The 26,468-nt window shown below is 68.0% G+C and carries 28 protein-coding genes and 2 pseudogenes; 14 read left to right on the forward strand and 16 right to left on the reverse strand.

The features are described from left to right. Positions 1 to 114: 114 nt before the first annotated feature. Positions 115 to 1,128: an NADP-dependent oxidoreductase gene (locus tag ABT147_RS12110; RefSeq protein WP_351404686.1), complete on the reverse strand. Its 1,014-nt coding sequence runs from the start codon at positions 1,126 to 1,128 to the stop codon at positions 115 to 117. A 140-nt stretch (positions 1,129 to 1,268) separates the two neighbouring features. Here ABT147_RS12110 and ABT147_RS12115 point away from each other — a divergent pair, with 140 nt between their 5' ends. After that, positions 1,269 to 1,742, forward strand: a complete 474-nt coding sequence (locus ABT147_RS12115; RefSeq protein WP_351404688.1) for a winged helix-turn-helix transcriptional regulator — start codon at positions 1,269 to 1,271, stop codon at positions 1,740 to 1,742. Between the two features lie 34 nt (positions 1,743 to 1,776). On the opposite strand, the gene ABT147_RS12120 is transcribed toward ABT147_RS12115, so the two are convergent. Further along, positions 1,777 to 2,382, reverse strand: coding sequence for a CGNR zinc finger domain-containing protein (locus ABT147_RS12120; RefSeq protein WP_351404691.1), 606 nt, complete (start codon positions 2,380 to 2,382; stop codon positions 1,777 to 1,779). Between the two features lie 65 nt (positions 2,383 to 2,447). On the opposite strand from ABT147_RS12120, the gene ABT147_RS12125 reads away from it, so the two are divergent. Next, the gene (locus ABT147_RS12125) at positions 2,448 to 3,320 is read left to right on the forward strand and encodes an alpha/beta fold hydrolase (RefSeq protein ID WP_351404693.1); all 873 of its coding nucleotides are present in this window, start codon (positions 2,448 to 2,450) and stop codon (positions 3,318 to 3,320) included. 224 nt (positions 3,321 to 3,544) lie between these two features. Here ABT147_RS12125 and ABT147_RS12130 read toward each other — a convergent pair whose 3' ends face one another. From ABT147_RS12130 to ABT147_RS12140, 3 genes are read right to left on the reverse strand one after another with little or no spacing between them, the layout of a single operon-like run. After that, positions 3,545 to 5,011 (reverse strand): class I adenylate-forming enzyme family protein, encoded by a 1,467-nt coding sequence (locus ABT147_RS12130; protein WP_351404695.1) that lies wholly within the window; start codon positions 5,009 to 5,011, stop codon positions 3,545 to 3,547. Between the two features lie 35 nt (positions 5,012 to 5,046). Continuing rightward, positions 5,047 to 5,967 (reverse strand): alpha/beta hydrolase, encoded by a 921-nt coding sequence (locus ABT147_RS12135; protein WP_351404697.1) that lies wholly within the window; start codon positions 5,965 to 5,967, stop codon positions 5,047 to 5,049. A gap of 7 nt (positions 5,968 to 5,974) precedes the next feature. Continuing rightward, positions 5,975 to 6,949 carry an enoyl-CoA hydratase/isomerase family protein gene (locus ABT147_RS12140; RefSeq protein ID WP_351404699.1) on the reverse strand — a complete coding sequence of 325 codons (975 nt, stop codon included), beginning with the start codon at positions 6,947 to 6,949 and terminating at the stop codon, positions 5,975 to 5,977. Positions 6,950 to 7,160: 211 nt separating this feature from the next. Between ABT147_RS12140 and ABT147_RS12145 the strand changes: the two genes are divergently transcribed. Next, positions 7,161 to 7,844 carry a TetR/AcrR family transcriptional regulator gene (locus tag ABT147_RS12145; RefSeq protein WP_351404702.1) on the forward strand — a complete coding sequence of 228 codons (684 nt, stop codon included), beginning with the start codon at positions 7,161 to 7,163 and terminating at the stop codon, positions 7,842 to 7,844. A 48-nt stretch (positions 7,845 to 7,892) separates the two neighbouring features. Here the strand turns inward: ABT147_RS12145 and ABT147_RS12150 are convergent, their stop codons facing one another. Then, complete coding sequence (locus tag ABT147_RS12150) at positions 7,893 to 8,789, reverse strand: SDR family oxidoreductase (RefSeq protein ID WP_351404704.1); 897 nt, start codon at positions 8,787 to 8,789, stop codon at positions 7,893 to 7,895. 95 nt (positions 8,790 to 8,884) lie between these two features. Here ABT147_RS12150 and ABT147_RS12155 point away from each other — a divergent pair, with 95 nt between their 5' ends. The 3 genes from ABT147_RS12155 to ABT147_RS12165 all read left to right on the forward strand — a co-directional run bounded on the left by ABT147_RS12155 (position 8,885) and on the right by ABT147_RS12165 (position 11,103). After that, entirely contained in the window at positions 8,885 to 9,394 is a 510-nt protein-coding gene (locus ABT147_RS12155) for a winged helix-turn-helix transcriptional regulator (RefSeq protein WP_351404706.1), read from the forward strand. Positions 9,395 to 9,508: 114 nt separating this feature from the next. Then, positions 9,509 to 10,042 carry an SRPBCC family protein gene (locus ABT147_RS12160; protein WP_351404708.1) on the forward strand — a complete coding sequence of 178 codons (534 nt, stop codon included), beginning with the start codon at positions 9,509 to 9,511 and terminating at the stop codon, positions 10,040 to 10,042. Beyond that, positions 10,042 to 11,103 carry an LLM class flavin-dependent oxidoreductase gene (locus ABT147_RS12165; RefSeq protein ID WP_351404710.1) on the forward strand — a complete coding sequence of 354 codons (1,062 nt, stop codon included), beginning with the start codon at positions 10,042 to 10,044 and terminating at the stop codon, positions 11,101 to 11,103. Before ABT147_RS12160 ends, ABT147_RS12165 begins: the two co-directional genes overlap by 1 nt. 50 nt (positions 11,104 to 11,153) lie before the next feature. Here ABT147_RS12165 and ABT147_RS12170 read toward each other — a convergent pair whose 3' ends face one another. Then, positions 11,154 to 11,786, reverse strand: a complete 633-nt coding sequence (locus ABT147_RS12170) for a TetR/AcrR family transcriptional regulator (protein WP_351404711.1) — start codon at positions 11,784 to 11,786, stop codon at positions 11,154 to 11,156. Between the two features lie 37 nt (positions 11,787 to 11,823). Between ABT147_RS12170 and ABT147_RS12175 the strand changes: the two genes are divergently transcribed. Then, positions 11,824 to 13,056, forward strand: coding sequence for a saccharopine dehydrogenase NADP-binding domain-containing protein (locus ABT147_RS12175; RefSeq protein ID WP_351404713.1), 1,233 nt, complete (start codon positions 11,824 to 11,826; stop codon positions 13,054 to 13,056). A gap of 131 nt (positions 13,057 to 13,187) precedes the next feature. Continuing rightward, positions 13,188 to 14,600 carry a dihydrolipoyl dehydrogenase gene (lpdA, locus tag ABT147_RS12180; protein ID WP_351404716.1) on the forward strand — a complete coding sequence of 471 codons (1,413 nt, stop codon included), beginning with the start codon at positions 13,188 to 13,190 and terminating at the stop codon, positions 14,598 to 14,600. Positions 14,601 to 15,054: 454 nt separating this feature from the next. Here the strand turns inward: lpdA and ABT147_RS12185 are convergent, their stop codons facing one another. Continuing rightward, positions 15,055 to 16,542, reverse strand: coding sequence for an amidase (locus ABT147_RS12185; protein WP_351404718.1), 1,488 nt, complete (start codon positions 16,540 to 16,542; stop codon positions 15,055 to 15,057). Between the two features lie 303 nt (positions 16,543 to 16,845). On the opposite strand from ABT147_RS12185, the gene ABT147_RS12190 reads away from it, so the two are divergent. Further along, positions 16,846 to 17,013: a hypothetical protein gene (locus ABT147_RS12190; protein ID WP_351404720.1), complete on the forward strand. Its 168-nt coding sequence runs from the start codon at positions 16,846 to 16,848 to the stop codon at positions 17,011 to 17,013. Between the two features lie 11 nt (positions 17,014 to 17,024). Here the strand turns inward: ABT147_RS12190 and ABT147_RS12195 are convergent, their stop codons facing one another. Next, entirely contained in the window at positions 17,025 to 17,852 is an 828-nt protein-coding gene (locus ABT147_RS12195) for an SDR family oxidoreductase (protein ID WP_351404722.1), read from the reverse strand. Positions 17,853 to 17,915: 63 nt separating this feature from the next. Here ABT147_RS12195 and ABT147_RS12200 point away from each other — a divergent pair, with 63 nt between their 5' ends. The 3 genes from ABT147_RS12200 (at position 17,916) to ABT147_RS12210 (ending at position 20,412) form a co-directional block, all read left to right on the forward strand. Beyond that, complete coding sequence (locus tag ABT147_RS12200) at positions 17,916 to 19,142, forward strand: acyl-CoA dehydrogenase family protein (protein ID WP_351404725.1); 1,227 nt, start codon at positions 17,916 to 17,918, stop codon at positions 19,140 to 19,142. A gap of 133 nt (positions 19,143 to 19,275) precedes the next feature. After that, on the forward strand, positions 19,276 to 19,770 hold the full coding sequence (locus ABT147_RS12205; protein ID WP_051185546.1) for a MarR family winged helix-turn-helix transcriptional regulator: 495 nt from the start codon (positions 19,276 to 19,278) through the stop codon (positions 19,768 to 19,770). Between the two features lie 411 nt (positions 19,771 to 20,181). Continuing rightward, positions 20,182 to 20,412 carry a hypothetical protein gene (locus tag ABT147_RS12210; RefSeq protein WP_351404727.1) on the forward strand — a complete coding sequence of 77 codons (231 nt, stop codon included), beginning with the start codon at positions 20,182 to 20,184 and terminating at the stop codon, positions 20,410 to 20,412. A gap of 410 nt (positions 20,413 to 20,822) precedes the next feature. On the opposite strand, the gene ABT147_RS12215 is transcribed toward ABT147_RS12210, so the two are convergent. Continuing rightward, positions 20,823 to 21,089 (reverse strand): aldo/keto reductase, encoded by a 267-nt coding sequence (locus ABT147_RS12215; protein WP_351404730.1) that lies wholly within the window; start codon positions 21,087 to 21,089, stop codon positions 20,823 to 20,825. 220 nt (positions 21,090 to 21,309) lie between these two features. Between ABT147_RS12215 and ABT147_RS12220 the strand changes: the two genes are divergently transcribed. Further along, positions 21,310 to 21,537, forward strand: a complete 228-nt coding sequence (locus tag ABT147_RS12220; RefSeq protein WP_351404732.1) for a TetR/AcrR family transcriptional regulator — start codon at positions 21,310 to 21,312, stop codon at positions 21,535 to 21,537. Then, on the forward strand, positions 21,471 to 21,848 hold the full coding sequence (locus ABT147_RS12225; RefSeq protein WP_351404735.1) for a hypothetical protein: 378 nt from the start codon (positions 21,471 to 21,473) through the stop codon (positions 21,846 to 21,848). The genes ABT147_RS12220 and ABT147_RS12225 overlap by 67 nt, the downstream gene beginning before the upstream one ends. Before the next feature lie 163 nt (positions 21,849 to 22,011). Here ABT147_RS12225 and ABT147_RS47305 read toward each other — a convergent pair. The 6 genes and pseudogenes from ABT147_RS47305 to ABT147_RS12250 all read right to left on the reverse strand — a co-directional run. Further along, positions 22,012 to 22,170, reverse strand: a pseudogene (locus ABT147_RS47305) (ABC transporter permease subunit); the annotation flags it as partial. 93 nt (positions 22,171 to 22,263) lie between these two features. After that, the gene (gene solA, locus ABT147_RS12230) at positions 22,264 to 23,412 is read right to left on the reverse strand and encodes an N-methyl-L-tryptophan oxidase (RefSeq protein WP_351404737.1); all 1,149 of its coding nucleotides are present in this window, start codon (positions 23,410 to 23,412) and stop codon (positions 22,264 to 22,266) included. Between the two features lie 20 nt (positions 23,413 to 23,432). Beyond that, a complete protein-coding gene (locus ABT147_RS12235; protein WP_351405178.1) occupies positions 23,433 to 24,836 on the reverse strand; it encodes an NAD(P)/FAD-dependent oxidoreductase in 1,404 nt (467 codons plus the stop codon). Between the two features lie 96 nt (positions 24,837 to 24,932). Continuing rightward, positions 24,933 to 25,088, reverse strand: a pseudogene (locus ABT147_RS12240) (hypothetical protein); the annotation flags it as partial. Between the two features lie 115 nt (positions 25,089 to 25,203). After that, positions 25,204 to 25,689, reverse strand: a complete 486-nt coding sequence (locus ABT147_RS12245) for a RidA family protein (protein ID WP_351404739.1) — start codon at positions 25,687 to 25,689, stop codon at positions 25,204 to 25,206. Positions 25,690 to 25,762: 73 nt separating this feature from the next. After that, positions 25,763 to 26,443 (reverse strand): haloacid dehalogenase type II, encoded by a 681-nt coding sequence (locus tag ABT147_RS12250; protein WP_351404741.1) that lies wholly within the window; start codon positions 26,441 to 26,443, stop codon positions 25,763 to 25,765. Positions 26,444 to 26,468 lie beyond the last annotated feature (25 nt).

Consider the following 26,468-nt stretch of genomic DNA (forward strand, 5'->3'; position numbering starts at 1 on the left):
CATGCGAGCCGTCGATGTTGTTCCGCCCGACGCGGCGAGCGTCTCTCGCCCCTGCCGTCGCGTCGTCGGCCCCGCGTGATCATGCCAGGAGGATGTCGTGTGGCCGGCCTGATCTCAGTTGCTGTCGGGCGTCATCGAGACCACGACCTTGCCGGCCTTGGTGCGACCTTGCTCGACGTACGCCATCGCCTCGAGCGTCTGGTCGAACGGGAAGGTGCTGTCGATGACCGGGCGGAGCTTCCCGCTGTCGTAGAGGGCGCCGAGCTTGCGCAACTGGGAGCCGTCAGCCTGCATGAAGAAGAACTGGTAGCGAACGCCCAGGGCCTTCGCCTGCTTGCGGATCTTGCGACTGAGCACGTTCATGACCAGCCCCAGGAAGGAGGGAGCGCCGAGCTGCCTGGCGAACCCGGCGTCCGGCGGGCCCACGACGCTGACAGCCAGGCCGCCGGGCTTCAGCACGGTCAGCGACTTCACCAGGTTCGCCCCGCCCACGGCGTCCAGCACCAGGTCGTAGCCGGACAGCACCTTGGAGAAGTCCTCCTTGGTGTAGTCGACGACGACGTCGGCACCGAGGCTTCGGACCAGCTTCTCGGAATCAGTGCTCGCGGTCGTCGCCACGGTGGCACCGAGGTGTTTGGCGAGCTGGATGACCGTCGATCCGAGACCGCCGGCACCGGCGTGGACGAGCACCTTCTGACCCGGCTTCACATGGGCCTCGTCCACGAGGATCTGCCAGGCGGCCAGGGCCACCAGCGGCACCGCGGCCGCCTCCTGCGGGGTGAGCGAGGCCGGCTTGGGCGCGACGTCGTCCATGTCGATCGCGATGTACTCCGCGAAGCCTCCGATCCGCAGGTCGCGCGGACGGGCGTAGACCTCGTCGCCGACTTCGAGGCCGCGTACGGCGGAACCGACCCGCGTCACGACGCCGGCAACGTCATGACCGAGCACGAACGGAGGCTTGTACTTCAACAGCTGTTTGAACTCCCCGTTACGGACCATCTTGTCCAGCGGGTTGATGCTCGCGGCGCTCACCCTGACCAGAACATCGCGGTCACCGACGCTGGGCTCGGGTACCTCGGCGGCGCGCACGCCGTCCTTGCCGTACTTCTCGACGACGAATGCCTTCATGCCGGCCGCCTTTCCATGTGAACTTCTCGGGTCGCCTGCGTGCTGGTCATGACGCTACTTGTTGAGTATGGAAAAGTAAACTCAGGTCGGGTTAGAATCACCCCATGGATGCGAGGACCGAAGCTCTTCAGGACGCCGGCATGAGCACCCGACTCGACCGGGACATGTCGAACTGCTCGATCGCCCGGACCCTCGAGGTCGTGGGTGAGAAGTGGACGATCCTGATCCTGCGCGAGGTCTGGTACGGCTCGTCCCGCTTCAGTGACTTCGAACGGGTCCTCGGCTGTCCCCGCAACCTTCTCGCTGCCCGGCTCCGGATGCTTGTCGAGGAAGGGATCCTGGCCACCGAGACCTACAAGGAGCCGGGTTCGCGGAGTCGGCCGAAGTACGTGATCACACCCAAGGGCGTGGACCTGGTCCCGGCAGTGATGGGGCTCCTGCAGTGGGGCGACCGCTACCGCGCCGACCCGGAGGGCCCGGCCGTACTGACGCGACACCGCGGATGCGGTGCGCACGTCGATGCCCAGATCCGCTGCGAACGCGGCCACGCCGTGCAGGCGGAGGACATCGAGAGTGTCCCCGGCCCCGCATTTCGTCTGAGGCCCGCGGAGTGAGCTGAGCGCGGTGGCGGCGGGAGTCCGGGTGGGCTCAGTCCGCCGGGGTGTGCTCACTCCGTCTGGCTCGGGCCTGGTGGAGGCGGACTTTGGTGCGGTTGCCGCAGCGGGACATCGAGCACCAGCGGCGGTTGTGGGCGGGGGAGCGGTCCAGGAAGCGTAGGGCGCACGTGTCCGCGCCGCACACGCGTACGCGCCGGATCTCGGTCGACAGGAGCAGGTCTACGGCGTCCTGCGCGATCAGTGCCAGCGCGGTCGCGGAATCAGGTGCCATGGTCGTGGTGCCGACGGGCTCCAAGTGGTCGCCTTCGATGGTGATTTGCGGCGCCGGCCGGGGTGCCTGTGCTGCCGATTCGTTGAGCAGCACGACGTCGCTGGAGGAGGGCAGTCGGCCGTCGGAGACCGCGAGTACGGCCCGGTCGACCGCCTCGCGCAGCCGTCGGCCCGATGCCAGGACGGCGGCATCCACGGGATCCGGGATGCCCGGTGTGAGTAGTCCGGCCCGCTGTAGCCAGAGGGTGAGATCGCCCGGGTTCCGGAGCGTCTCCCCCGGCGTGGGTCGCCACCGGTGGCGGAGGGTGTTGGTGAAGTCCAGACAGACCCGCCCGCCGTCCCAGATCCACGTGTCGTCCGTTGTCACGCCTTCATTCTGCACGTTAGGTTTAACCCCCTAAGAGGGTTAGATCATGCCGGGGAGGCGCATCCATGGGACAGCCCACTGTGACCACAGGCGTGACGCAGGTGGACGGGGTCCGCCTGCACTACCTCCGAGCGGGATCCGGTCCTCTGCTCGTCCTGCTCCACGGGTGGCCGCAGACCTCCGACTGCTGGCAGCGGGTGCTGGCGGATCTGGCCGCCGACCACACCGTTGTGGCACCCGACCTGCGTGGCTACGGCCTGAGCGACAAGCCCTCGACCGGATACGACAAGCGGCGGATGGCCGCCGACATGGCGGGCCTCGTCGAAGCACTCGGCTTCGAGACGACCGCCGTCGTGGGTCACGACCGGGGCGCCCGCGTGGGGCACCGCTGGGCGCTGGACCGCCCCGATCAGGTGGAACGGCTGGCTGTGCTCGACATCGTGCCGACCCGGGAGATGTTTCGCCGGCTGGACGCCTCGCTCGCCTCCGGGTACTGGCACTGGCTGTTCCAGATGCAGCCCGACCTTCCCGAGCGGCTCGTGGGGCACGACATCCGTGGGTATCTCGAGTACTTCTTCGAGCGGTGGACCTACAACCGGCACGGGCTGACACCCGAAGCGGTCGACGGATATGTCCGAGCCTTCTCCCGCCCGGGTGCCATGCGCGCGAGTTTTGACGACTACCGCGCCATGGAGCAGGACGTCGCCCTCGACGACCTCGACGCCGCCGAGGGCCGCCGCCTCACCATGCCGGTACTGGCGCTCTGGGGTTCCGCGGGACTGCCCTCCCGCCTGCCGACGCTGGAGATCTGGCGCGCCTACGCGGACGACGTCACCGGAGCGGAAATCCCGGAGTGCGGCCACTTCATCCCGGAAGAGCAACCGGAGGCGCTGCTGGGCCATTTGCGGTCGTTCCTGGCCGACGAGGCGAGTCGGTGACCCTGCCACCGTGACGAGAGCGGCGCTCCTGCGGGTCCACAGTCTCGCTGGCCGGGCGGGGCAAGTCGTCCGAGCAGCCTCCCGAACCGAGGAGTGGCCCAGTTGCTTCAGGTTGGGCCGCCCCTCAGTCAGATCCTGGCCCGGGACACCCGCCGAAGCGTCCCCCGCGGCCGCGCTGTCGGAAATGCGCTGCCTGGGCATCCAGGCTCGGCGCGCGGTGAATCTCAGGAAGCCGCGACGTGGGCAGCGCGCAAGGAGGTTTTGTCGATCTTCCCGACCGCGTTCTTCGCTATGGCCTCCACCACGAAGAACTCGGTCGGACGCTTGAAGCCGGTGAGGCTGCGCGCACAGAGCTCCCGCAGCGCCGTCAGATCGACGGTCACGCCTGGTCGCGGCTGTATGTAGGCCACGACCACCTCTCCCCACTTCTCGTCGGGTACGCCGATCACGGCGGCTTCGAGCACCGACGGGTCGCCTGTGAGGACGTCCTCGATCTCCTTGGGGTAGATGTTCTCCCCACCACGGATGATCATGTCCTTCGAGCGCCCGACCAGGGTCAGATAGCCCTCGGCGTCGAGGTGACCCACATCGCCCGTGTGCAACCAGCCGTCGACGATGACTCTGGCCGTTTCCTCGGGGCGGCCGAGATAGCCGCGCATGACGTTGGGGCCCTTCACGAGGACCTCACCGTCCGTGCCCGGCCCCACCTCGGTACCTTCGGCGTCGACGATCCGGATCTCCTGGCCGGGGAAGGGAAGTCCCACGGTGCCGGCACGTCGCGGGCCCGCGACGGGGTTGACGGTGGACCCGCAGGTTCCTTCGGACAGGCCGTACCCCTCGACAAGAGGGAACCCGTACCGGGCTTCGAACCGGTTCAGCAGCTCGGCGGAGGCAGGTGCGGCGCCACAGACTCCGAACCGCAGCGACGATGTGTCGGGCCGCACGTCGTCCGGGAGCGCAGCGAGCATGCCGTAGATCGTCGGCACGGCGCTGAAGAAGGTGGGGCGCTCCTGCTCGACGAGGTCGAAGAAGTTGTGTGGGTCGAACCGGCGGCCCGCGATGACGACGCTCGCCCCCGCGAGAAGAGGCGTGAGAATGCTGACCACGATGCCGTTGACGTGGAAGAGCGGCAGGATCAGCAGGCACCGGTCGGCGGGCCCGATGTCCAGGGACAGGCGGCCCATCTCCGTCATGGCGTCGATGTTGGCGTGGTCCAGCATCACGCCCTTGGGCGTCCCGGTGGTGCCGCTGGTGTATATGAGAAGAGCCAGCGCGGACGAGTCCACATGCGGTGCGTGATCCGACCTCACCCCTTCCTTGTGCAGGGCGCCGACGCCGAGTACGGCAGTACCGTCCGTGACGGGCGCCGCGTGGTCTTCGACCACCAGCAGACGCGCACCGGAGTCCTTGACCTGTCGGTCCACCTCGACGTCGGTCATGCTCGGGTTGACCGGCGTGATGGTGGCGCCGATCCGCCAGGCGGCGAACAACAGCAGCACGAACTCGATGCGGTTCGTCAGCTTGAGGGCCACGACATCGCCGGGACCGATGCCGAGGTCCTGGAGCTGACGCGCTGCCGCACGGACGCGGTCCAGCAACTGAGTGTTGGTGAGTGACTGGCGCCCGTCCGACACCGCTGCCCCATCGGGGTCGTGAGCGGCGCGACGGTCGGGCAGTGAAGCGAAGTTCATGGCGGGCGTACCTGTCTCGGTGTTGTGCGATCCGGTCAAGGAGTCGATGCCGGCGCGGGGTGCAACTGCCGGGTGAGGAACTCGATCTGGTCGCGGACCAGGGTCTCGAAGGTCTCGCCCGTGTAGAAGTCGAAGTGGCCGGCGTCGTACCTCTTGATCTCTCCCCGGGGTGCGGTGCGCGCGTACCGGAGGGTCTGGGCGGGAGGCGTGACGGAGTCGGTGTTGCTGACGCAGAAGAGGATCGGCATGGCGACCTTCTTCGCCGCACGCCCGGGCCGGTAGGCGGCGATGGTCGGAATGACCCGTGCCGCCACCTCGTTGCGGAACGTCGTCCCCGCCGGTTGCAGCGCCTGATATCCGGGCAGGGCGTCCGGAGCGTTCATGAGGGCCGGCGAACCGGGGGCGGAGGCGATGGGAACCATCGCGGGTGCCTTGCCGCGCACTCTGGCCGCCATGTCCCGAGCGAGCACGGGGGTCATCCTGAGCGAGGCGACCGGGCCGAGTGCGAGCGCGGAGGCGAGACCATCGGTGAACGGGCACTGGGACACGGCCGCGCGCAGTTCGGGATGCCGAGAGGCGACGGTGATGGCGTGGCCTCCGCCGAAGGAGCTGCCCCACACCGCGATGCGGGAGCGGTCGACGTCAGGGCGGGCCTTGACATAGGCGATGGCGGCGTCCCAGTCGGCGAGCTGACGCTTGATCGACAGGAGCTGGCGCGGGTGGCCGCCGCTGTCGCCGAAGTGCCGGTAGGTGAAGGCCACGGCGGCGATGCCGGCCTGCGCGAAACGCTCGGCGAAGGCGTCCAGGCGCATCTCGCGGGTGGCGCCGAGGCCGTGCCCGAGGATGACGACGGGCGGGGAGGTGACGCCGGTCGGGAGGTAGAGCCATCCGGCACAGGTGCTGTCGCCGGAGGGGAAGGTGATGTCGTGGCGGGTGGAGGAGTGCGCAGTGGTCATCGTCTGCTCACCGCCGCGTCGTCTTCGTCGAGCGGTGCCCGGGAACGCTGCCCGAGGCGAGCGCCTGGGCGTAGGTGTCCGGGTTGTAGAGCGGGAGCTCGCCGGTGGCGTCCGTCGTCTTTATGTAGTCGAGCATCAGTTCCTGACCGTCCTTCGACATGACTCGGGTGAAGAACTCGGCGCGTTCGACGTGGAGTCCGTCCTCCAGGGGCATCGAGCCGCCGAGGTACACCGACCTCTTGGCGGCCGCGACCGACCCCTTCGACCGCCGGCCGAAGTGCTCCGCGAGTTCGACCGCCTGCGCGACGACCTTGTCCTGGGGTACGACCTTGTCGACCGCCCCGTTGGCGAGCGCCTCCGCGGGCGTGAACGGCTTGCCTTCGAGGATCGCGGCCAGGGACCGGTGGGTGCCGATCAGGCGGGTCAGCCGCTGGGTGCCGCCGCCGCCCGGGATGATGCCGAGGAGGATTTCGGGCTGGCCGATGAAGAAGTCCCCGTCGGCCATGACCCGCAGATCGCACGCCCAGGCGAACTCGGCGCCGAGGCCGAGAGCCGAACCGTTGAGGGCGGCGACGAAGAGGACACCGCTGGCGTTCATCCGGAGGAAGGTCGAGTGCAGACGCTCCAGCTGGAGGGCCCCACGCATCGGGGTCCTGCGCATCACGGCCCCGAGGAGACGGGACCGGTCCACATGCTTGGCCATGCGTACGACGGCGGCGGCACCGCGTCGGCCGACCGTCGGACTCGCGGCGCCCTCTTCCTGCAGCCACCGGACCGCGGCATGGCTGACGAACCGCTCGGGATGTGCCCCGGTGAAGACGACGGCACGGATGCTCGGATCGCGGTCGGCCCCGGCCACCACCTTGTCCAGCTGATGGGCGATGTCGAGGCCGAATTCCTGGTGCGGGCCGCCGTCGACCCGGACGACAAGGACGGCTCCGCGGTCCTCGATCTCCAGATGACCCTTGTCTTTGTATGGCATGGATTCTGCTCCCGTGCTGGGTTCATGGGGGAGTGCAAAGCGAGTGAGGGAGGGGCTGCCGGCGCCAGGAATCTGGGACAGTGCGTGAAAGCCCGTCCGGGGAGGCTCGCCCGTGTCCGAAACGGCACGTCGCTCGAGATGTGTACTATTGCCGTGACGAGTTACATAACCAAGTTATTTCAAGAGTGTCAATGGTGGAGGCGCGAGAGGCATGGCAGGGCGGCCGAAGCTCGATGACGCACCGGAGCGGCTTGTGCGAGCCGCTGTCGGCCTACTGGCCGAACAGGGGCCGTCGGCCATCAAGGCGCGTACGGTGGCGTCCGCGAGCGGGCTGTCGACGATGGTCGTCTACGGCCACTTCGGTGGGATCCCCGAACTGATGCGCGCAGTCGCCGACCACGGCTTCAGGGAGCTCGGCGCGGCGTTCGCCCAGGTGCCGGTGACGGATGATCCGATCGCGGATCTCTTCGCCATGGCTTTGACCTGCCGCCGAGTGGCCCACGAGAACCCCCACCTGTACGACCTGATGTTCGGCCTGTCCACTCGTGCGACGTACCGGCCACTGTCGGACGCGGACCTTCGCTTGAGCGGACATTCGCCGGCCTTCCGGGATGCCCACGTCCATATCACCGCGGCATGCCGACGGCTCGTGGACTCGGGCAGGGCCGAGCGGCAGGAACCTGAAGTCATAGCCGCCCAGTTGTGGAGCCTGGTCCACGGGTACGTCACCCTTGAGCTGGCCGAGCACTTCGGCGAGTTCGAGGATCCCGTGATGCAGGTGCTGCTGCCGATGGGCGTGAACTTCTCTGTCGGTCTGGGCGACGAGCGGGAACGGGCCGAAGCCTCGCACGAGGCGGGCGCGCGCCTTTACGACTCGATCGTTCAAGGGCGGTGAAAGTCGGTAGGGCAGGACGCTGTCCCGCGCGGGACCACCCATGTGCGGCTAGGGCGACTTGGTCTCCGCGGCAGAGGTACCGGTGCCCGGGGTGAGCTGGTCATGCCTCCCCAGCGCCGCGACCTCCCGTTCGAGGGACGGAACGGCACGGGCCGCGAAGCGCCTCGCCCATGGCCAGGCCAGTGGCGAATTCAGCACTGCCTTGGCCCAGTTGGCCACGACGACCGCGCGCGGGACGTACACGCGGCTGCGGCGGCGCACGAGCCCGTCGACGATCGCGGCAGCCGCCCGGTCGGCACTCGTGGTGACATTGCCCGGGTAGGGAAGCCGGTTGCGCAGGCCCTGGAACGAGGGGAGGTCCACCTCGGCGCCCCGGACGAGATCCGTGTCGATCCAGGAGGGGTGCACCAGGCCGACCGTGACGCCGAGGTGCGCCACCTCCTGGCGGTACGTCAGGGCGAGCAGCTCGGCCGCGGCCTTGCTGGCGCCGTAGGAGGCCATCGCCGCCAGCGGCATGAAGGACAGCGCGGACGCCACGACCAGCACGTGTCCCCGGCTGCGCTCCAGATGGGGCGTCACGTACTTGAGGGTCCGGAAAACACCGTTCAGATTGATGTCCAGGACCCGCTCGAACGACGCCTCGTCCGTCTGCCGCACGGTCCCGTACGCCACGACGCCGGCATTGGCGACGACGAGATCGATGCCGCCCATGACCCCCGCAGCCTCGTCGATCGCTGACCGCAGGACGGTGCCGTCGCGCACATCGGCCTCACACCAGGAAGCGGCGGGGCCCAGCTCGCGGGCGAGGTCACGGAGCCGATCGGGCTCCAGTCCGATCAAGGTCACCTGAGCGCCTCGGGCGATGGCCAAGCGGGCCACCTTCTCGCCGATGCCGCGCGCCGCTCCGGTGACAACCAGCTTTCTGCCCAGCAAGTCACGTTTCATAGCGGCAACGTAACTTCGTTATTTAATGAGCGCAAGATGTCGCGTGTATGAACTGTCGTCGCTCCACCTGCTGGGTCTCACGACTGGACGAACCTATGCTGACGGTCATGAGGCGGACATCCTTTGCGCACTGGCCCTGTTCGATCGCGCGCACCATGGACTTGCTCGGGGACTGGTGGACGCCGTTGGTGCTGCGTGAGGCGTTCTACGGGATCCGACGGTTCGACGCGTTCCAGGTGTCACTGGGGATCGCGCGCAACACATTGACGGATCGGTTGCGCCGGCTGGTGGACGAAGGGCTGCTGGAGAAACGGCCGTACCAGACGGAGCCGGTGCGGTACGACTACGTGCTCACGGAGAAGGGGCGCGACTTCTACGGTGTGCTGCTGGTGATGAACCGGTGGGGGGACCGCTGGCTGTCCGGTGAAGAGGGCCCGCCGGTGGTCATGCGTCACGAGGTCTGCGGACAGGAAGCCCATGCCGAGGTGGTGTGTTCTTCCTGCGGCGAGCAGATGACCGCGGAGAACACCAGTCCTCGGATGGGCCCCGGCTATCCGCCGCATCTGGCCGAACGGCCGGATGTGCGGGAGCGTTTCGCCGGCTGACTCAGCGGCTCTGCCGGGGATGCGTTCTCCCTTGACATGTGAGTCTATCTACGCAACTTTACTGGTCACGTCGGGTCATGGGAGTTCTCGGATCGGCATGGAGGCTGCAGGAACATGGAGTGGACAGGCGCGCGCTATGCGGACAAGCCGACGGTGGAGGTCCGCACCTGGATCGCTGCTCCGCCCGAACAGGTGTGGACGCTCGTGTCCGACATCGAGTTGATGCCGCGTATGAGCTCCGAGCTGCAGTACGTCGAATGGCTGGACGGCAGGACCGCCCCTGCTCTGGGAGCCCGGTTCATCGGCCGGAGCAAGCACGAGGCACTCGGGGAGTGGACCACCACCTCCCACATCGTCGAGTACGAGCCGCCGAGGCTGCTTGCCTGGGGCGTCGAGAACCCGCAGAACCCAACGGCGGTCTGGCGGTTCACGTTGGAGCCGCAGGGCGGTGGCACTCTGCTGAGCGAATGGATGCAGATGGGGCCGGCCCGTTCGGGCCTCTCCTTCGCCATCGATCGCATGCCGGAGAAGGAGCAGAAGATCGTCTTCGTGCGCATGCGGGAGTTCGAGGCCAACATGACCATCACCCTCGAAGAGATCAAGAAGCTGGCCGAGAGGGCCCAGCCCGCGGGCGAGGCGAGGCTGTGATGCGTACCTCCACCACGATCGAAGCTTCCGGGAGCGACTGGCGGGAGATCGTCGCCTATGTCACCGAGGCGGAGAAGCTCGGTCTCGACATCTGCTGGGTGGCGGAGGCGTGGGGCTCCGAGGCTCCCTCGCCGTTGGGCTACCTCGCGGCGAAGACCGAGCGCATGCTCCTCGGATCCGGAATCATCCAACTCGGCACCCGCACGCCGATGGCCATCGCCCGCGCCGCGATCACACTGTCGCAGATCTCCCAGGGGCGCTTCCTTCTCGGACTGGGCCCCTCCGGGCCGCAGGTGATCGAGGGGCTGCACGGCGTGCCCTTCGCCCGGCCGCTGGTGCGGATGCGGGAGACCGTCGAGATCGTGCGGGAGGCCGCCGCGGGCGGCAAAGTCTCCTACTCAGGACAGGAGTTCCGGATTCCACTGCCGGGCGCGGAGGCGAAGCCCATGCGTCTGTCGATGCGTGCCGAGCATGACATTCCGGTCTACCTCGCCACCCTCTCGCCGAAGATGCTGCACCTGACCGGTGAGATCGCCGATGGGTGGCTGGGCACCAGTTTCGTGCCCGAGGGCGCCAAGGAGGCGTACTTCGACCACCTGGACCAGGGCCTGGCCACCGCCGGTCGCGCCCGTGCCGACCTCGACATCTGCCAAGGCGCCGAGGTCGCCTTCGCGGACGACGAGGACGCGCTGCGCGCGATGGTGGCCGGGCGCAAGAAGGAACTGGCCTTCAGCCTCGGCGGCATGGGTTCCGCGACCACGAACTTCTACAACAACGCCTACAGCCGCCAGGGTTGGGCCGAGGTGGCGGCCGAAGTCCGGACACGTTGGCAGGCCGGGGACCGGGACGGCGCGGCCGGCTTGGTCACCGACGAAATGGTCCTGGCGACCACTCTGATCGGAACCGAGGCCATGGTGCGCCAACGGCTGCGTGTGTGGCGCGACGCCGGTGTCGACACCGTACGTTTTTATCCGGCCGGAGAGACCCTCGACGCTCGGCTCACCACTCTCGGCCGGGCCATCGACCTGGTCCGTGACATCGAGGACGAGGCGGCACGGTAGCGGCAACGGCCGGGTGCAGTCGAGGAGTCTGTTGCAGGCGTTGGCCGACGTCAACCGTGCGCGCTGACGCCGTCCGCCGCCAGGCCCGACATCAGCAGGGTGATCGTGTGGAACGTCCTGGCCAGGGCGTCCTCCCGGTCCGCCGCGGCGGCGGCGATGATCTGGTTGCCCTCGCACAGGACGGCCAACAGCATCCGGGCGACGGTGGCGACCGGAACCTCCGGTTCCACGTCACCGCGTTCGGCCAGGGCAGTCAATAGCCGTTCGATCGGCGGCTGGGCCACCGTGTCGTTGATGTGCCGGTACTGCTCCACCAGCACCGAGGGCGCCTGGGCCATGAGCTCTCGATGTAGGGGATCGTCGATGGTCCGCCGCAAGAAGGCGTGCGTGAGGTTCGACACGGCGGTCAAGGCAGGCTCGCCCGGCGTCGCACGGATCGCCTCGGACGCCGCGTCGGCGAGCGCTCCGACCCGCTGGAGCAGCTCCGTGTAGAGCTCGGCGAACATCGCCTTCTTGTCCGGGAAGTGGTGGTAGAAGGTGCCCTTGCTCACTTGCGCCGCCGCGGTGATGGCCTCGACCGACGTGTCCGCGAACCCGTTGTCGACGAAGAGTTTGCGCGCGGCCGCCACCAGGTCCGCCCGGGTCTGCTCCGCATACAGCTGTCGTCGGTTTGGCCCTCTCATGTTGACCATCGTATATTCAATGACTTGAAGTCAGTGAATGACTCGTGGTCGGTCAGTGGTCGTCGACAGTGCCCTCCGGAAGGCAGACGTAGCCGTGGAAAAGCGCAGAATCTTGTTGCTGGGTGCGACGGGGTACACGGGGCGGCGAGTTCTCAGGGAACTGCTCGCACGAGGTGAGAAGCCGACCTTGGTCGGGCGAAGCCGAACGAAGATGCTGACCCTGGCCGACCGCTTCGAGGCGGAACTGCCGGTGGCGGAAGTGGACCTCACCTCTTCCGCCCACCTCACGCGCCTTCTGGGCCCCAGCGATGTGGTCGTCTCCACGGTCGGGCCGTTCATGCAGTTGGGCATGGCCACGGTCACGGCTGCCGCGCGGGCGGGAGCGCGCTACTTCGACTCCACGGGGGAGGGACCCTTCGCCCGCCGGGCCCTCCTTGAGCTGGACGCCGTCGCGGCCGCCCGGGGAGCGACTCTCGTGCCCGCGTTCGGCTACGACTACGTGCCCGGCAATCTCGCCGGCGCCCTGGCCCTGGAACAGGCGGGCGAGCGCGCACGCCATGTCGAGATCGGCTACTTCATCACCCGTTCGGGGCGCGGGAGTGAGCTGCGTTACCGGAGCACCCTGCGCGACTCCTGGGACCTGACCACGGGTGGCACGCGCCAGACGCTGGTCGCCGCGGCGGCCGAGGACGGGTTCGCCTACCGCTCTCCACGCCCTGGAGCCTCTTCCCGACTGGTCGACGAGCGGGCCGCCAAGCGTGTCCTCACCTTCCGCTACGCCGGTGTGCGACGCCCGGCCATAACCGTCCCGGGCACGGAGCATCTCGGCCTGCCCGAGGTCTTCCCTCGGTTGGAGAGCGTCGAGGTGGGGATGGGCTGGCTCGGGCGGTGGACGCGTCCGGTACAGATCGCCGCCATGCTCCAGGCGCCCTTGCTGAGGTCGGCGAAGGGGCGGGCTGCTCTGACGCGGTGGTCCGGGAGGCTCCCGGGAGCACATCGTGAGCCGGACACCGACGGTCGTTCCCTGGTGATCGCGGTCGCCCGCGACGGCCAGGGTCGTCCCCTGGTCACGACGGCTCTCACCGGACCCGATCCCTACGAGATGACGGGCTCCCTCCTGGCGTGGGGCGCAGTCCGTGCGGCGGCGCCGGATGCCGTCCTCAAGCCCGGTGTGCACGGTCCGGTCGCGGCCTTCGGGCTCGACACCCTCAGGCTCGGTGCCGCCGAGGCGGGAGTACACGAAGTCGACGGGGTGTTGGCCCGTCGGTGATCGCTGCGTGGGGATGGATCACGGCATCGGGGCGTTGAACCACTGCAACCGAGTTGATGAACAGGTTGTGTGATCGGGAGCGAGTCGGCCACTGACGTGGAGTCGACCGTCCCAGTGGAAAGGAAAGGTCCATGGACGAGCAGGGTGAGCACTTCGACGTCGTCGTACTCGGCGCGGGACCCGGCGGATACGTAGCCGCCATCCGGGCCGCCCAACTGGGCAAGCGCGTCGCGGTCGTCGAGGAGAAGTACTGGGGCGGCGTCTGCCTGAACGTGGGCTGCATCCCCACCAAGGCCCTGTTGCGCAATGCCGAACTCGCGCACATCTTCACGCGTGAGGCGAAGCCCTTCGGTATCAAGGTCGACGGTGAGGTCTCCTTCGACTACGGGGAGGCTTTCCGCCGTAGTCGGAAGGTCGCGGACGGCCGGGTCAAGGGCGTCCACTACCTGATGAAGAAGAACAAGATCACGGAGATCAGCGGCCGCGGTACGTTCCTCGACCCGCACACGCTTCTGGTCGCCGACCACGACGGCAACTCCCGCACCATAGGCTTCGACCACTGCATCATCGCCACGGGCGCCACCCCGAAGCTGCTCCCCGGCACCAAGCGCAGTGCGCGCGTGGTGACGTACGAGGAGCAGATCCTCGCGGAGGACCTCCCGCAGTCGATCGTCATCGCGGGTGCCGGCGCCATCGGCATCGAGTTCGCGTACGTCCTGCACAACTACGGTGTGCAGGTCACGATCGTGGAGTTCCTGGACCGAGTCGCTCCCCTCGAGGACGCCGAGGTTTCCGCCGTACTCGCCAAGCAGTACCGAAAGTTGGGCATCGACGTACTCACCTCGACCCGTGTCGAGTCGATCGACGATTCCGGGCAGCAGGTCCGCGTCACGGTCACCGGAAAGGACGGTACCCGCCAGGTCCTGGAGGCGGACAAGGTCCTCCAAGCGATCGGCTTCGCCCCGAACGTGACCGGGTACGGCCTGGAGAACACCGGCGTCAAGGTCACGGAGCGCGGCGCCATCGATGTGGACGAGCGCTGCCGTACGTCCGTTCCGCACATCTACGCCATCGGTGACGTCACCGCGAAGCTCATGCTCGCGCACGCCGCCGAGGCGATGGGAGTGGTCGCCGCCGAGACGCTCTCAGGCGCGGAGACCATGGAGCTGGACTACGTCATGATCCCGCGCACCACCTTCTGCCAGCCGCAGATCGCCAGCTTCGGCTACACCGAGGAACAGGCGAGGGAGCAGGGTTTCGACGTCCAGGTGGCCCAGTTCCCATTCACCGCGAACGCCAAGGCTCATGGACTGGGTGATGCGACCGGCTTCGTGAAGCTCATCAGTGACGCCAAGTACGGCGAGCTCATAGGCGCTCACCTCATCGGCCCGGACGTCACCGAGCTGCTCCCCGAACTGACGCTGGCCCAGCAGTGGGACCTCACCGTCCATGAGGTCGCCCGCAACGTCCACGCCCACCCCACCCTCGGCGAGGCGGTCAAGGAAGCCGTCCACGGCCTCGCGGGCCACATGATCAACATGTAGCAGGGCGCTGCCCCCTCGAAACGAACAGGCCCTTGGGGTGGCCGGTGGTGCCGGACGTGCAGAGGACCACCGCTGTGTCGTCTTCGTCGCGTTCGGCCGTCCGGAACGTCACGGGCTGCTCGGCTACGACCGAGGTGTAGGCCTCCGGCGTCTCGTGCCCGGACCACGGCGCGCCGCCGCTCTCGATCAGGAAGGACTTGGTGCAGCCCGTGCTCTCCCGGAGATGCTGGAGAATCGGGGCAGGACAGCGCGACCTTGTCCCCGGGCTGGATCCCGCGCGAGACGAGCAGGTTCGCCCCCGGTTGGCCGCGGCGTCGAGGGGCTCGTACGTGATGCGGTCGTCGCCGAAGACGATCGCGATGCGTTCCGGGTAGCGGGACGCGGAATCCGTCAGCAGCCGTGACGTTGCGGCTCAAGCTGTGCATCGTCGTTCTTCGGGGTTTCGGGCGGGTGGTCAGGGTCCACTGGTGGGGGTCTGGACGAAGGCCGGAGGCGGCACGAAGCCGTCCACTTCCCGGCCCAGCAGGGCGGCGAACTCGATGGTGGTGAGATCGCCCCCGCTCGGGCCCATGGCCTGCAGACCGATGGGCAGTCCGCTCCTGCCTCGGCGCACCGGGATGGTCGTCGCCGGCCCCCCGGAGACGTTGGCGACGGCGCTCCACTTGACCTGGTCCCAGTAAGGGCGTCGCACACCTTCGACTTCGAATGGCCGCCCGAACCAGTCGATCAGCTTGTTGTGGTGGGCGGGGGCGGCCGTCGGGGTGACCGGCATGAGCACGATGTCGAAGTCCTGGAAGAACTCGAACCATCGCTGCCGGATCTCATTGCGCACCATGTGGGCCTTCAGCCAGTGATAGTGGGACTGGAAGGTTCCGAGCAGGGCGGGACCGGCGTCACCCCGCGGGTGCTGGACGAACCGGGCCAGCACTGCGGCGCTGGAGGCAGGAGCGAGGCCGGTGCGGTCGCCCGCGCCGAAGAGCAGGGGCTGGAAGGCCTTCCCGTGATTCGTCGCGATGTCGACAGGGAGGCCGGCGGGCTGGACCGTGATCTTCGCGCCGGCCGCCCGCAGCACAGTGACTGCATCGTCCACGGCTGCCGCGACGTCGCTGTCGACCGGACACGCGGGATCCTCACCCCAGACGGCGACCCGGAAGTCGGCGAGCTTGGTCGCGCGCGGCGGTGCGAGTGTGTAGCTGAAACCGCCGTCGTAGTCGGCGGGCCCGACCGTTGCCCGCAGGATCGGGACGAGGTCACGGGCGTCGCGGACCTGCGCGCCGCCGCAGCCCATGTCGGCCTCGGTCCATCGTCCCGGGCCCGGGCCGTAGGGCACATGCCCGATGAGGGGTATCGACCGCCAGGTCGACTTGTGCCCGTACAGGCCGTTGAAGTGGGACGGGATCCTGGTCGATCCGCCGATTTCCGAGCCGAAGTCGAACGTCGTGAGGCCTGCGGCGGTGGCGACGGCGCCGCCCCCGGCGGATCCGCCCGAGGTACGGGTCGTGTCCCACGGGTTCGACGAAGGACCGAACACCCGGTTGTCGGCCTGGACGTCCTGGTTGCCCGGAGGCATGTTGCTCTTCCCCATGATCACGGCACCGGCCGAACGCAGCCGCTTGACCGCCTCGGCGTCCTGGTCGGGCACGTAGTCCTTGAGGTCTGTTCGCCCGCAGGCGGTGCGCATCCCGGCTGTCTCGAAGCTGTCCTTGACCGTGATCGGTACACCGTGCAGAGGACCGAGGTCTCGCCCGGCCGCCCGCGCGGCGTCCGCTTCCCCGGCCTCGCGACGGGCCCGCTCGGGGTCAAGGGTCACCACCGCGTTCAACGCGGTGTTATGGGTGGCGATCCGGTCAAGATAGAGCTCGACGAGTTCCCGGCTCGAGATCTCACCCGCGGCCAGCGCGCGTGACTGCTCCACTGCGGGCTGGAAGGGGACGTCACTCACGGCATGCCTCATCTCTGACTCTGACGGCGCCATCCAATGTGAGTCATAGCATTACATTCGACAGACCATAGGCTCGGGATGACGTGCAAGGCAATGGCCCTGCGGAATGAACGGAGGATCCTGTGGCGTCAGAGGATCCTGTGGCATCAAGGGACGACCTCGTCGCCAACGTCGTCGTGGAGGAGCTACGCATGCAGGCGGCGCGGTACGGCACTCTGTGGCCCGGCTGCTCGGCTGCCCGGGACTCGAGGATCTCGTTCGCGGCTGTCTGTCGCCCGAGCACCGGGACCAGCGCGGCGTCGGATGTCCCTCCGCAGCCCTGCTCGACTGGATCGGCCGCTGCGAAGGCCTGGGTCGCTGCAGCTGTCCCGCGCCGCCTTCGACTCGAAGCTCGCCGATGAGGTCCTCGAGAAGGTCCTCGAGAAGGTCCTCGAGAAGGGCATCGAGAACGCCCTCGCGTTCATCGACTGAGCGGTGTGGGATCAGGCCGGATCGACGAATATGTCGAGCGCGAGATCACCTTCGAAGTCGGCAGGGCTGTAGACGGACAGGTCGGTGACGCCCTCGTCCGACAGGACCTCGTCGTCGATGAACAGGTTGGCGGTGCACTTCCGCGCGTCACGCGTGAGGATGGCGTACGCGGCGTCAGCCATGATCCGCGGACTACGGGCCTGGCCGGCGCCGCCGACCACGTTGCGTACGGCGGCTGTGTCGATCAGGGTCCGTGGCCACAACGAGTTGGCGGCGATGCCGTCGGCGGCGAGCTCCTCGGCGAGCCCGATGGTGCACAGACTCATGCCGTACTTCGACAGCGTGTAACCGAGATGCTTCCCCACCCAGTGCGGCGCGAGGTTCAACGGCGGGGAGAGCGTGAGGATGTGCGGGTTGGCCGCCTTGCGCAGGTGCGGGACAGCGGCCTTGCTCAGCAGGAACGTGCCACGCGTGTTGATGTCCTGCATCAGGTCGTACCGCTTCATCTCCAGCTGCTCCGACGGGGACAGGTCGATCGCGCTGGCGTTGTTCACCACGATGTCGATGCCACCGAAGGCGCTGACCGCCGCGTCGACAGCGGTGCGCACATTGTCCTCGTCGCGGACGTCGCCGACGACGGCCAGCCCCTTGCCGCCCGCGCGCTCGATCTCGTCAACGGCGGTGTGGACCGTGCCTTCGAGCTTCGGATGCGGCACGGCGGTCTTGGCGAGCATCACCACGTTCGCACCGTCGCGGGCCGCGCGCAGAGCGATGGCGAGTCCGATGCCGCGGCTGCCTCCCGACATCAGGATGGTCTTGTCGGCCAGCGTCTGTGTCATGGTCGAACCTCCAAAATAGATTGTCGAACTAATGGTACGTGGTGCTAATGGTATCTTCCCCGTATGACTTCCACTCCCACACGCCAGATCGACCGGCTCTACCACGAGCTCCTCGCCCCCAAAGAGACACAGTCCGTTCGCGCTGCCGTGCGCCGGATCGCAGAGCACGAAGTGGCTCCGCACGCCGTGGCGATCGCGGGGGGCGACGAGCGCACGGACGGCTTTCCCCGGCATGTGTTTGACGGGCTCGCGTCGGCGGGCGTCTTCCGGATCCCCTTCCCCAGCGAGGTCGGCGGCGACGGTCTGACCCACCCGGCGAGCGCCACCGCCGCGGCCATCGAGGAACTGGCCTACTACTCCAGCAGCGTCGCGGCCGTCTTCGACGTGCACTGCATCCTGGCGGGCAACGCCCTGCGGCAGGGCACCGAGGAGCAGCAGCAGCGATGGCTGCGAAAGGTCGCGGAGGGCTCAGTGGTCGGCGCGTTCGCCACCACCGAGCCGAACGCCTCAAGTGACCTGTCCCCGCAGGCGGTTCAGACCGAGGCGATACGCACCGAGGCCGGCTGGGTGCTGAACGGCCACAAGCGGTGGATCTCCAACTCGCCCGTCGCCGGGTTCGTGGTGGTTCTCGCCCGCACCGGCACCCGGCTGAGCATGTTCATCGTCGACACGGCACTTCCCGGAGTGGAAGTCGGCCTTGCCGACCGCAAGATGGGCAACCGCGGCCAGCTCACCGCGGACATCCGCTTCACGGAGGTGCGCCTGACCGACGACGACCTTCTCGGTGGCGCCGAGGGACACGGACTGCGCCATGCGCTGTCCACTCTCACCTACGGCCGGATCGGCATCGCGGCTGCCGGGGTCGGCATGGCGCAGGCCGCCTTCGACCACACCGTGGCCCACCTGTCGACGCGACACGCCTTCGGCAAGCCGGTGGCCGCCAACCAGCACTGGCAGTTCCTGCTCGCCGAACGGGCCACCGAGATCGAGAACGCCCGAACTCTCTACACCAAGGCCGCCCTGCGCCTGGACGCGGGCAACCCGTCCCCGGAGCCCGAGGCCGCGATGGCGAAGTACTACGCCACCAAGCTGTCGGTGGACATGGCGCGCGACGCCGTCCAGGCCTTCGGAGGCCTCGGCTTCGCGCGCGAACTGGGTGCCGACGGCAGCCCCGGCCCCGTCGAGGCGATCTACCGGGACAGCAAGATCGGCGAGATCTATGAGGGCACCAACGAGATCCAGAAGTGGGTCATAGCCCGGCAGATCTTCGGTCGGGCCATCGTGGGCTGACCACCCCGGACGCACCGGCCGTAAGCCGGCGGAAGGTGGGGAATCCCGCCGGCCTGCGGCGATCCTGGCGCCTCGGGCCTTCTCGTACGATGGACAGGACCATACGTACGACTAACCATGGGCGGGATAAACAATGTCCGAGGCTCCGCTGGTACCGGGGACAGTGGCCGAACACACCATCTGCCTGCTGGTCAAACTCGGGCAGGTGGCGTTCAGGATCGCCGAGGACGGCATCGGTGGGACCGGCCTGCGAGTGCGGCATTACAGCGTCCTGCAGGCTTTGGCGGACAACGGTGCCATGCCGCAACTGGCACTTGGCTCGTTCCTGCGCATCGACCCCGCCACGATGGTGACGAGTCTCGACGACCTGGAGCGCGCCGGATACGCGGAGCGGACACGAGATCCGCAGGATCGTCGCCGCTACGCCGTGGACATCACCGCCGAAGGGCGCAAGGTCCTGGCCCGCCTCAACCGCACCCTCGTCGATCTCGACGGCGAAATCCTCGCAGACCTGGGCACCACGGAACGACAGTCGCTTCACGTCCTGCTGGACAGTCTCGCGGGAAGTCCCGCTCTGACCTCCCTGTTCGACACCGTCCGGGAGCAGAACGGTGGGAAACGGGCTTAACGGCTCTAGGGGATCGCCCCGGGGCATAGCGCTATGCCCCGGTTCTGGCGAAGTCGGGTTGCCGGGCCGTACGCCCTCCGGCGGTCTTCGGCGGCCTCATTGTGGTGGGCAGGGGGCGCCCTGTTCGTAGGCCATGCGTCAATTGGGTCGAGCATGGTGCAACACCCGAGTCGCTGACCGTGATCGAGGTGCTCGTTCCCGGCAGGTTCGTCACCGCGTTCGCCGAGCGGTTTGTGTGGTGGTGCTCGGAGGGTTGGGCGACCGGGCTCCACGAAAAGTGCGCCGGTAGGCAGACTGAGTCTTGAGGGGCACGCGCTCGACTCCGTTGGGGGCGTCTACAACGGCGTGCACCTCTCGCTCGCGGAATCCGATGGTGGTGGCCGCGACGCGTGGCGAAGGGCTCTCCGTCAGGTGAAGGCGCTCGGAGTGGAGTTCATGGTGGTCGGCCGCCAAGTCCCGGCTCGCCCGGACGATGTGGCCCACATCGGCCGCACGAGGCGCTACCTCGACGCCGTGGACCGGCAACTGAAGAGCTCCACCACAACGATGGAGTTCTTCGAGGGGATGGCGAGTCTCCACCCCGAGTGCATCAACCCGGGCGTGCTGTGGTCCGAAGCCCTCACGCTTTTGTCCGGCGACTAGGTTCAGCAGTGCTGATACCCCAGTCCCTCACCTACTCGGCCAACCGTTCCTGCCCAGGAGGTCGAAGACGCGCGTTGTCCCTCTGCTTCGCCAACGATCGACACGATGGGGCTGTGACGGCTGGGTGGGATCTGCCACGGACCGCCACACGGCAAACCGTCGCGCACCATGCACACGATGCGGGACGGAGAATGGCGTCGACGGCAGGGGCCGCCGGCGGCAGGATCCGCGGCTCAGGCCACAGGCACTGCGGGCTGGATGACGAGGGAGGCGTCACCATCCTGTACGACGTTTCGGATGCCGGCGGAGGCCTCGTGGGGCACTCCGAGCGGGAGGGCGCTGACGTCGGACAGGTGTGCGAACTGCTTCGAGATGAGTTGGACGTCCAGCGCACCCAGGTAGTCGTCGAGTTATGCGAGATTGCGCGGGCCGATGATCGGGACGAACGAGGTGGACGCCTGGGCAGCACGCTCACGGACCCAGGCAACCGAGACCCGGGCGGGCGTGGCGCCGGTCTCTTCGGCGATGGCCAGGACGGTGTCGATGACGGCGGTCTTCTGTTCGGTGCTCTCGGTGTGGATGACCGCCTTGAGATCGGTCAGCCGGCCCTCGTTACTGCGGCGGTACTTGCCGGTGAGCAGTCCGCCGCCGAGCGGGGACCACAGAGCGGGGACCACAGAGCGGGGACCACAGAGCGGCACCGAGTCCCAGGCTCTCGGCCATCGGCAGCAGCTCGCGGTCGGCGGTGCGCTCGGCGAGGCTGTACTCGATTTGGATGCCCGTGACCGGCGCCCGGTTCTTCAGGTCGTACATCGGCGTCGTGGGCGTGGTGCCCGGGAACGGATCCTCAAGGCGGCGACCGAGCTGTTCACGGCGCAGGGGATCAACGCGACCGGGATGGACCAGCTGTCGACGGTCGCCGAGGTGTCGAAACGCACTCTCTACACGAGATTCCCCAGTAAGGACGAGCTGGTCGGGGCATACCTGCGGTCCCTGGGCGACGACCTCCTCCCCGCCCCCCGCCGTCCGCCCCACCGACCTCGAGCCCGCGTGAGCAATTGCTCGCCGTCTTCGACTGGAAGCCGCAGGAAATCACAGCTCCGTTCCGGGGGTGCCCGTTCCTGAACGTCAGCGTTGAAGTACCCGACCCTGGGCATTCCGCCCACCAACTGGCCGCGGCGTACAAGGGCGAGTTCGCCCGCCGCCTCTCGGACATCGCACGGCAGGCCGGGGCCGCGGATCCGGAAACCCTCGGTGAGCAACTGGCACTGCTCTTCGACGGCGCGGCCGCACGCGGCACCGCCCTCAACAGCAGCCACACCGCCGCGTGCGCGCGATCCATCGCAGAGTCGTTGATCGACGCAGCCCTCGCCGACTCGGCAACCTCCCTGGAAATGCCGACGCAACCAGGTAGGGGTGTAGAGCTGGTCCCGTAGGTGACGCCGTTCCGGCAGTCAGCCAGTCACCGTCGCTGCCCTCAGCGAGCCATGGCCGCTCTCTTGCGGTGGACCGCATCTCGCGGCATTGGCGGAGTGTCGACTGCGGGCTGCCTCGGGCTGCAGCGGTCGAGGTACGGAGGAAGTCGCCCGAGGGGGGATGGTCCGTGTGCGCTGCGGGGTGGGCCGACGCCCGCCGCCTCGGCCGCGGGATGCGTACTCCACCGGCCGCCGTGACCGCGAGCGCCCCGAGCAGGGCCCAGGACGGCGGCCGGGGCGAGGACGGCCCAGAGGCGCGTTCGGCATACGGCTGGTTCTCGGCACCGTTGCGGGACATCAAGAGTTGAGTCCTGCAACGACCGTCAGCCGGATGGCGATACCGAGGCCACTGCGCCGAGGCGGCAGGAGTGGGCGGTTACCTGGTCTTGAACCGGTCCGGACGCACGAAGTCCAGGCCTTCGACGGTCTGCTTGCCGAGCGCCTCGTGTGCGGCGATGTGGCCATAGCCGGTCGCCATTTTGAAGCCCTTTCCGGAGAACCCGGTGGCACAGTAGATCCTGCTGTTCTCGTCCAGCCAGCCGACGAGGGGATGCCTGTCCTCGGTGAACAGGTCGGGGAAGGCGTCCGAGCGCGCGATGGTGGGGATCAGGCCGGGGAAGAATTCGGTGACGATCTCGGTGACCTTTTCGACTTCTTCCCGGGTGAGTTCCCTGGGCACGGCGTCCGGGTCGGGGGTCGCCCTTGCGCGGCCGGCCAGCGGTCCGTCCACCGATGCCTTGACCGTCACGCCGTCGACGGCGGGTGCGCCGTACAGGGAGCGATCCTCGTACCACCGGCTGAAGGCAGGGAAGTTCTCCGGCGAGAACTGCGCACCGTCCTGGGCGATGAACCAGGTCAGGACGATCCGATGGGATTCCGTGACGGCCTTGAGGTGGTCGGGCATGAGCCTTCGGGACCAGCCTCCCGAGGCGACGATGACCTTCTCGAACGTCCAGGTTCTGTCGCCCGAGGTGACGACCACGCCGTGGTCGGTTTCGGTGATGCTGTCCACGGGTGTGTTCTGCAGGACGGTGGCGCCGTTGGCCTGGGCCGCCGCGACGGCAGCGCTGACGGCGCGGTCGGTGCGCAGAACGCCGCCGTGGGGGTCATAGACGGCGCAGTCGTCGGGGCGGAGATTGTGCTGCGGGTAGCGTTCGGCCAACTCCTCCCGGCTGAGGACGTAGTGCTCGGCTCCGGTGATGCGCGTTGCTTCGAGGAGGCTGTTGATGTAGCTGCCGTTCGCTGTCCCGATGGACAGGCCCCCGGTAGGCGTGAGGATGTCCTGCTGCCCGGTTTCGGCTTCGAGCTCGGCCCAGAGGCTGCGGGAGCGTTCGATGATGGGGTAGTACTCGGGCCTCCCGAGGTAGATCATGCGGAACAGGCGGGTGTCTCCGCCCACGGCACTGCGGCCGTGGGCAGGGGTGGCCGCCTCGAAGCCCACCACCGAGCCGGACAGCCGGGAGGCCTGCCACAGGGCCATGCTCCCGATGCTGCCCAGGCCGATGACTGCGAGTTTTGCGTCCATGAGAGCAGGTTCCCTTTCGTCTACTCGTGAAGTCCGGCGAGGCGGCTGCCGAATCGGGCCAGGAGTGAGGTCTTGCCGGAGCCCCTGCGCTCTTCCCACTGGTCCGCGATACCGAAGAGCCGGTACATGGCATGAACACCCAGCCAGCGGATGGGCTCCGGTTCCCACTTCGGCGCCCGGTAGCCCACCCAGGGAAGCGTGGTCCGTTCGGTTTCCTTCTCGAAGGCGAGCTCCACGAGAGTCCTGCCGCCGACATAGGCCGCCGTGACACCGTGTCCCGCGTAGCCGGTGGACGATCCGATCCCGGATGCCGGGTCCCAGTGCACGCCGCCGTTCCAGTCCCGCGTGACGCCCAGGACTCCCGACCAGGCGTGATCCACCTCGAAGGGGATGCCCGGGAAGAAGGTACTGAGCTTGTGCGAGATCAGGTCGATGGTGGACTGGGCGGTCGCACCGGCTCCCCCCGTGCCGGACCCGAAGCGGTAGGGGACACCACGGCCCCCCATGGCGATACGGCCGTCCGACGTCCGCTGGGAGTAGATGAACGTGTGAGCGGAGTCGTTGAGGCACTGGGGCCCGTCCCAGCCGATCCGCTGCCACGCCTCCTCCGGCAGGGGCTTGGTCACGATCATCGAGGAATTGACCGGGATCAGGCTCCGGCGGCCCAGCAGCTGTCCCGAATAGCCTTCGGTGCAGATGAACGTCTTCGCCGCGGTGACACGCCCGTCGGCCAGTGTGAGGGTCTTGCCCTCGACACGGTCCACGCGGCTGCTCTCGTAGATCCTGACGCCCATGGAGGTCAGGGTGTCGGCGAGGCCGTAGACGAGTTTCGCGGGGTGGATCCGCGCGCAGTGCTGGTAGAAGAGTCCGCCGTGGACGGTGGAGATGTTGATCCGGGACTGGAACGCGTCCCGGTCGAGCAGGTGGACTTCGTCGTCGGTCAGCCCGTACTTCAGTTCGGCATCACGCCGGGTGACAAGCCGGCCCAGCCCCGCCCGCGTGTGGGCGGCGACGAGCGCTCCGCCCTTGTGTTGATCGGCATCGATCCCCTCGGCCTCAAGGATGTCCAGGACCGCGTCGACGCCGGCGACGAACTCCTGCTGCAGCGCCCGGCTCGCCTCCAGCCCTCCGTCGGCGCGGGCGAAGGTGGCACGGTTTCCCGGCGGCATGGCCGAGAGCCAGCCACCATTGCGCCCCGACGCGCCGTAGCCCACCTGCTCGGCCTCGAAGACGGCGACGGAGAGCGACGGTTCGAGCTTCTTGGCGAAGTAGGCCGCCCACAGTCCGGTGTAGCCGCCGCCGACAATGGCCACGTCGACGGAGTCCTGGCCGGTGAAACGGGGGAACGAGGGCTTCTTGTCGGCCAGTTGGGCCACCCAGAAGCCGAGCTCTCCGTTTCGGGGTGGTGCCGCAAGCGCGTTCATGTCGTGTCCTTCTTCTGTGTCTGGGAACCGTGCGGGCCGGTGCTGGAAGGCGGTGTGGCCGCCGTCGACGGGGCGGGTTGCCCCGGTGATGTACGAGGACTCGGACGACGCGAGGAAGAGGACGGCGGCGGCGATCGTCTCGGGGGAGTGGCGAGGTGCCTGAGCGGGTGCCGGCGCCGGCCCCGAGGCCCCCCACGCCCGCGGATGGGGGCCTGGGGGCCGCTGACCTGCGCTGGAGGGAGGCCTTGTCATGTGCGTTGTGACGTATGGCCTGGAGTCGAGGCTGTGCTCGGCGCCGAAGTCCTGCACACGGCCGATGGTTCCCGCATCACGTCGACCGGCACCGTCGGCGCTTCGGTACGCGCCGCTACACCGCGGTGCAGATCATCTGGATCTCGACCGGGGTGTTGAGCGGCAGCCCGGCGACACCGATCGCGGTACGGGCGTGCCGTCCGTTCTCGCCCAGTACCTCGATGAGCAGTTCACTGGCCGCGTTGGCGACCTGCGACTGCTCACCGAAGTCCGGCGTACTGGCCACGAAGACCAGCATCTGCACGATCCGGACCCGGTCCAGATCACCCACCGCCTGCACGGCGGCCGCAAGGCAGTTCAGCACGGCATGGCGCGCGAGCTCCTTCGCGGTCTCCAGCTCCACGTCCCGGCCGACAACGCCCTGCCCCAGCAACTCACCGTCCTTGTAAGGGAGTTGGCCGGAGATATGGATGCTGGAGTCCACCGCCCGGTGGTGCACGAAGTATGCGCTGCCGGGAAGGTCGGGCAGCTCCAGTCCGATGTTCTGGAGCCTTTCCGAGGCCGAGTCGCCCTTGACGGTCTGAGGCAGGGGCAGGCTCATGCCGCCACCGCCTTGCTGTGGACCATTTCCTCGGTTCTCCTGTTCTCGGGTTCTCCAGTTCTCCGCTCGGACGTCAGGGGCGCGGCAGGCCGAAGAGGACCGGGAGGTCGGCGATGTCGGTGATCCGCTCGTAGCCGAGCCAGTGCTCGTCGTGCTCGAAGCCGCGGTCGACGTACACCTTGTTCTCGATGCCCATGATGGCCGCGGGTCGGTGGTCATACATGGGGCTCGCGGAGACGTGGGCGATCTCGTCGGGTGTCACGCCGAGCTTGTCAAGCATGTACTCGAACGCGCTGAGTCGCGGCTTGTAGACGCCCATCTCCTCGGCGCTGATGATGACCTCGAACGGGGCCTTCAGATTCTCCGCGAGGCGCACGGCGTGCGCGGTGTCGCTGTTGGTGATGATGACCAGCGGGACCGCCTCGGCCAGGCGGTTCAGTGCCTCGGTGACACCGGGGTACGGGCCCCAGGTGGGGACGCGCTCGTACACCGCCCGCGCCTCGTCCTCGCGGTACTCCAGACCGACCTTGCGCGAGGCACGTTCCATGGAACGCGCGACGATCTGGTGGAACGGCTGGTACGCGCCCGTGCACTCGTCGATCCGGTACGCCTTGCAGATCCGCAGGTACTCATCGGCGACCTCGGCCGGCAGTCGGTCGCCCAGGATCTCGCGCATCGTGTCGTTGATGCTGAACTTGATCAGCGTTCCGTTCATGTCGAACGTCGCGAACTTGGGCTTGATGTCGAATGCCACTGGTCCTCCTGCATGTTTAAGTGGA

It is taken from the genome of Streptomyces sp. NPDC001868 (assembly GCF_040297125.1).
Lineage (GTDB): Bacteria > Actinomycetota > Actinomycetes > Streptomycetales > Streptomycetaceae > Streptomyces.

Coding starts and splice junctions, on each gene's coding strand:
- ABT147_RS12110 (WP_351404686.1), bottom strand. CDS start 1,128: ATGAAGGCATTCGTCGTCGAGAAGTACGGCAAGGACGGCGTGCGCGCC.
- ABT147_RS12115 (WP_351404688.1), top strand. CDS start 1,269: ATGAGCACCCGACTCGACCGGGACATGTCGAACTGCTCGATCGCCCGG.
- ABT147_RS12125 (WP_351404693.1), top strand. CDS start 2,448: ATGGGACAGCCCACTGTGACCACAGGCGTGACGCAGGTGGACGGGGTC.
- ABT147_RS12130 (WP_351404695.1), bottom strand. CDS start 5,011: ATGAACTTCGCTTCACTGCCCGACCGTCGCGCCGCTCACGACCCCGAT.
- ABT147_RS12135 (WP_351404697.1), bottom strand. CDS start 5,967: ATGACCACTGCGCACTCCTCCACCCGCCACGACATCACCTTCCCCTCC.
- ABT147_RS12140 (WP_351404699.1), bottom strand. CDS start 6,949: ATGCCATACAAAGACAAGGGTCATCTGGAGATCGAGGACCGCGGAGCC.
- ABT147_RS12145 (WP_351404702.1), top strand. CDS start 7,161: ATGGCAGGGCGGCCGAAGCTCGATGACGCACCGGAGCGGCTTGTGCGA.
- ABT147_RS12150 (WP_351404704.1), bottom strand. CDS start 8,789: ATGAAACGTGACTTGCTGGGCAGAAAGCTGGTTGTCACCGGAGCGGCG.
- ABT147_RS12155 (WP_351404706.1), top strand. CDS start 8,885: ATGCTGACGGTCATGAGGCGGACATCCTTTGCGCACTGGCCCTGTTCG.
- ABT147_RS12160 (WP_351404708.1), top strand. CDS start 9,509: ATGGAGTGGACAGGCGCGCGCTATGCGGACAAGCCGACGGTGGAGGTC.
- ABT147_RS12165 (WP_351404710.1), top strand. CDS start 10,042: ATGCGTACCTCCACCACGATCGAAGCTTCCGGGAGCGACTGGCGGGAG.
- ABT147_RS12170 (WP_351404711.1), bottom strand. CDS start 11,786: ATGAGAGGGCCAAACCGACGACAGCTGTATGCGGAGCAGACCCGGGCG.
- ABT147_RS12175 (WP_351404713.1), top strand. CDS start 11,824: ATGACTCGTGGTCGGTCAGTGGTCGTCGACAGTGCCCTCCGGAAGGCA.
- lpdA (WP_351404716.1), top strand. CDS start 13,188: ATGGACGAGCAGGGTGAGCACTTCGACGTCGTCGTACTCGGCGCGGGA.
- ABT147_RS12190 (WP_351404720.1), top strand. CDS start 16,846: ATGTCCCTCCGCAGCCCTGCTCGACTGGATCGGCCGCTGCGAAGGCCT.
- ABT147_RS12195 (WP_351404722.1), bottom strand. CDS start 17,852: ATGACACAGACGCTGGCCGACAAGACCATCCTGATGTCGGGAGGCAGC.
- ABT147_RS12200 (WP_351404725.1), top strand. CDS start 17,916: ATGACTTCCACTCCCACACGCCAGATCGACCGGCTCTACCACGAGCTC.
- ABT147_RS12205 (WP_051185546.1), top strand. CDS start 19,276: ATGTCCGAGGCTCCGCTGGTACCGGGGACAGTGGCCGAACACACCATC.
- ABT147_RS12220 (WP_351404732.1), top strand. CDS start 21,310: ATGGACCAGCTGTCGACGGTCGCCGAGGTGTCGAAACGCACTCTCTAC.
- solA (WP_351404737.1), bottom strand. CDS start 23,412: ATGGACGCAAAACTCGCAGTCATCGGCCTGGGCAGCATCGGGAGCATG.
- ABT147_RS12235 (WP_351405178.1), bottom strand. CDS start 24,836: ATGAACGCGCTTGCGGCACCACCCCGAAACGGAGAGCTCGGCTTCTGG.
- ABT147_RS12245 (WP_351404739.1), bottom strand. CDS start 25,689: ATGAGCCTGCCCCTGCCTCAGACCGTCAAGGGCGACTCGGCCTCGGAA.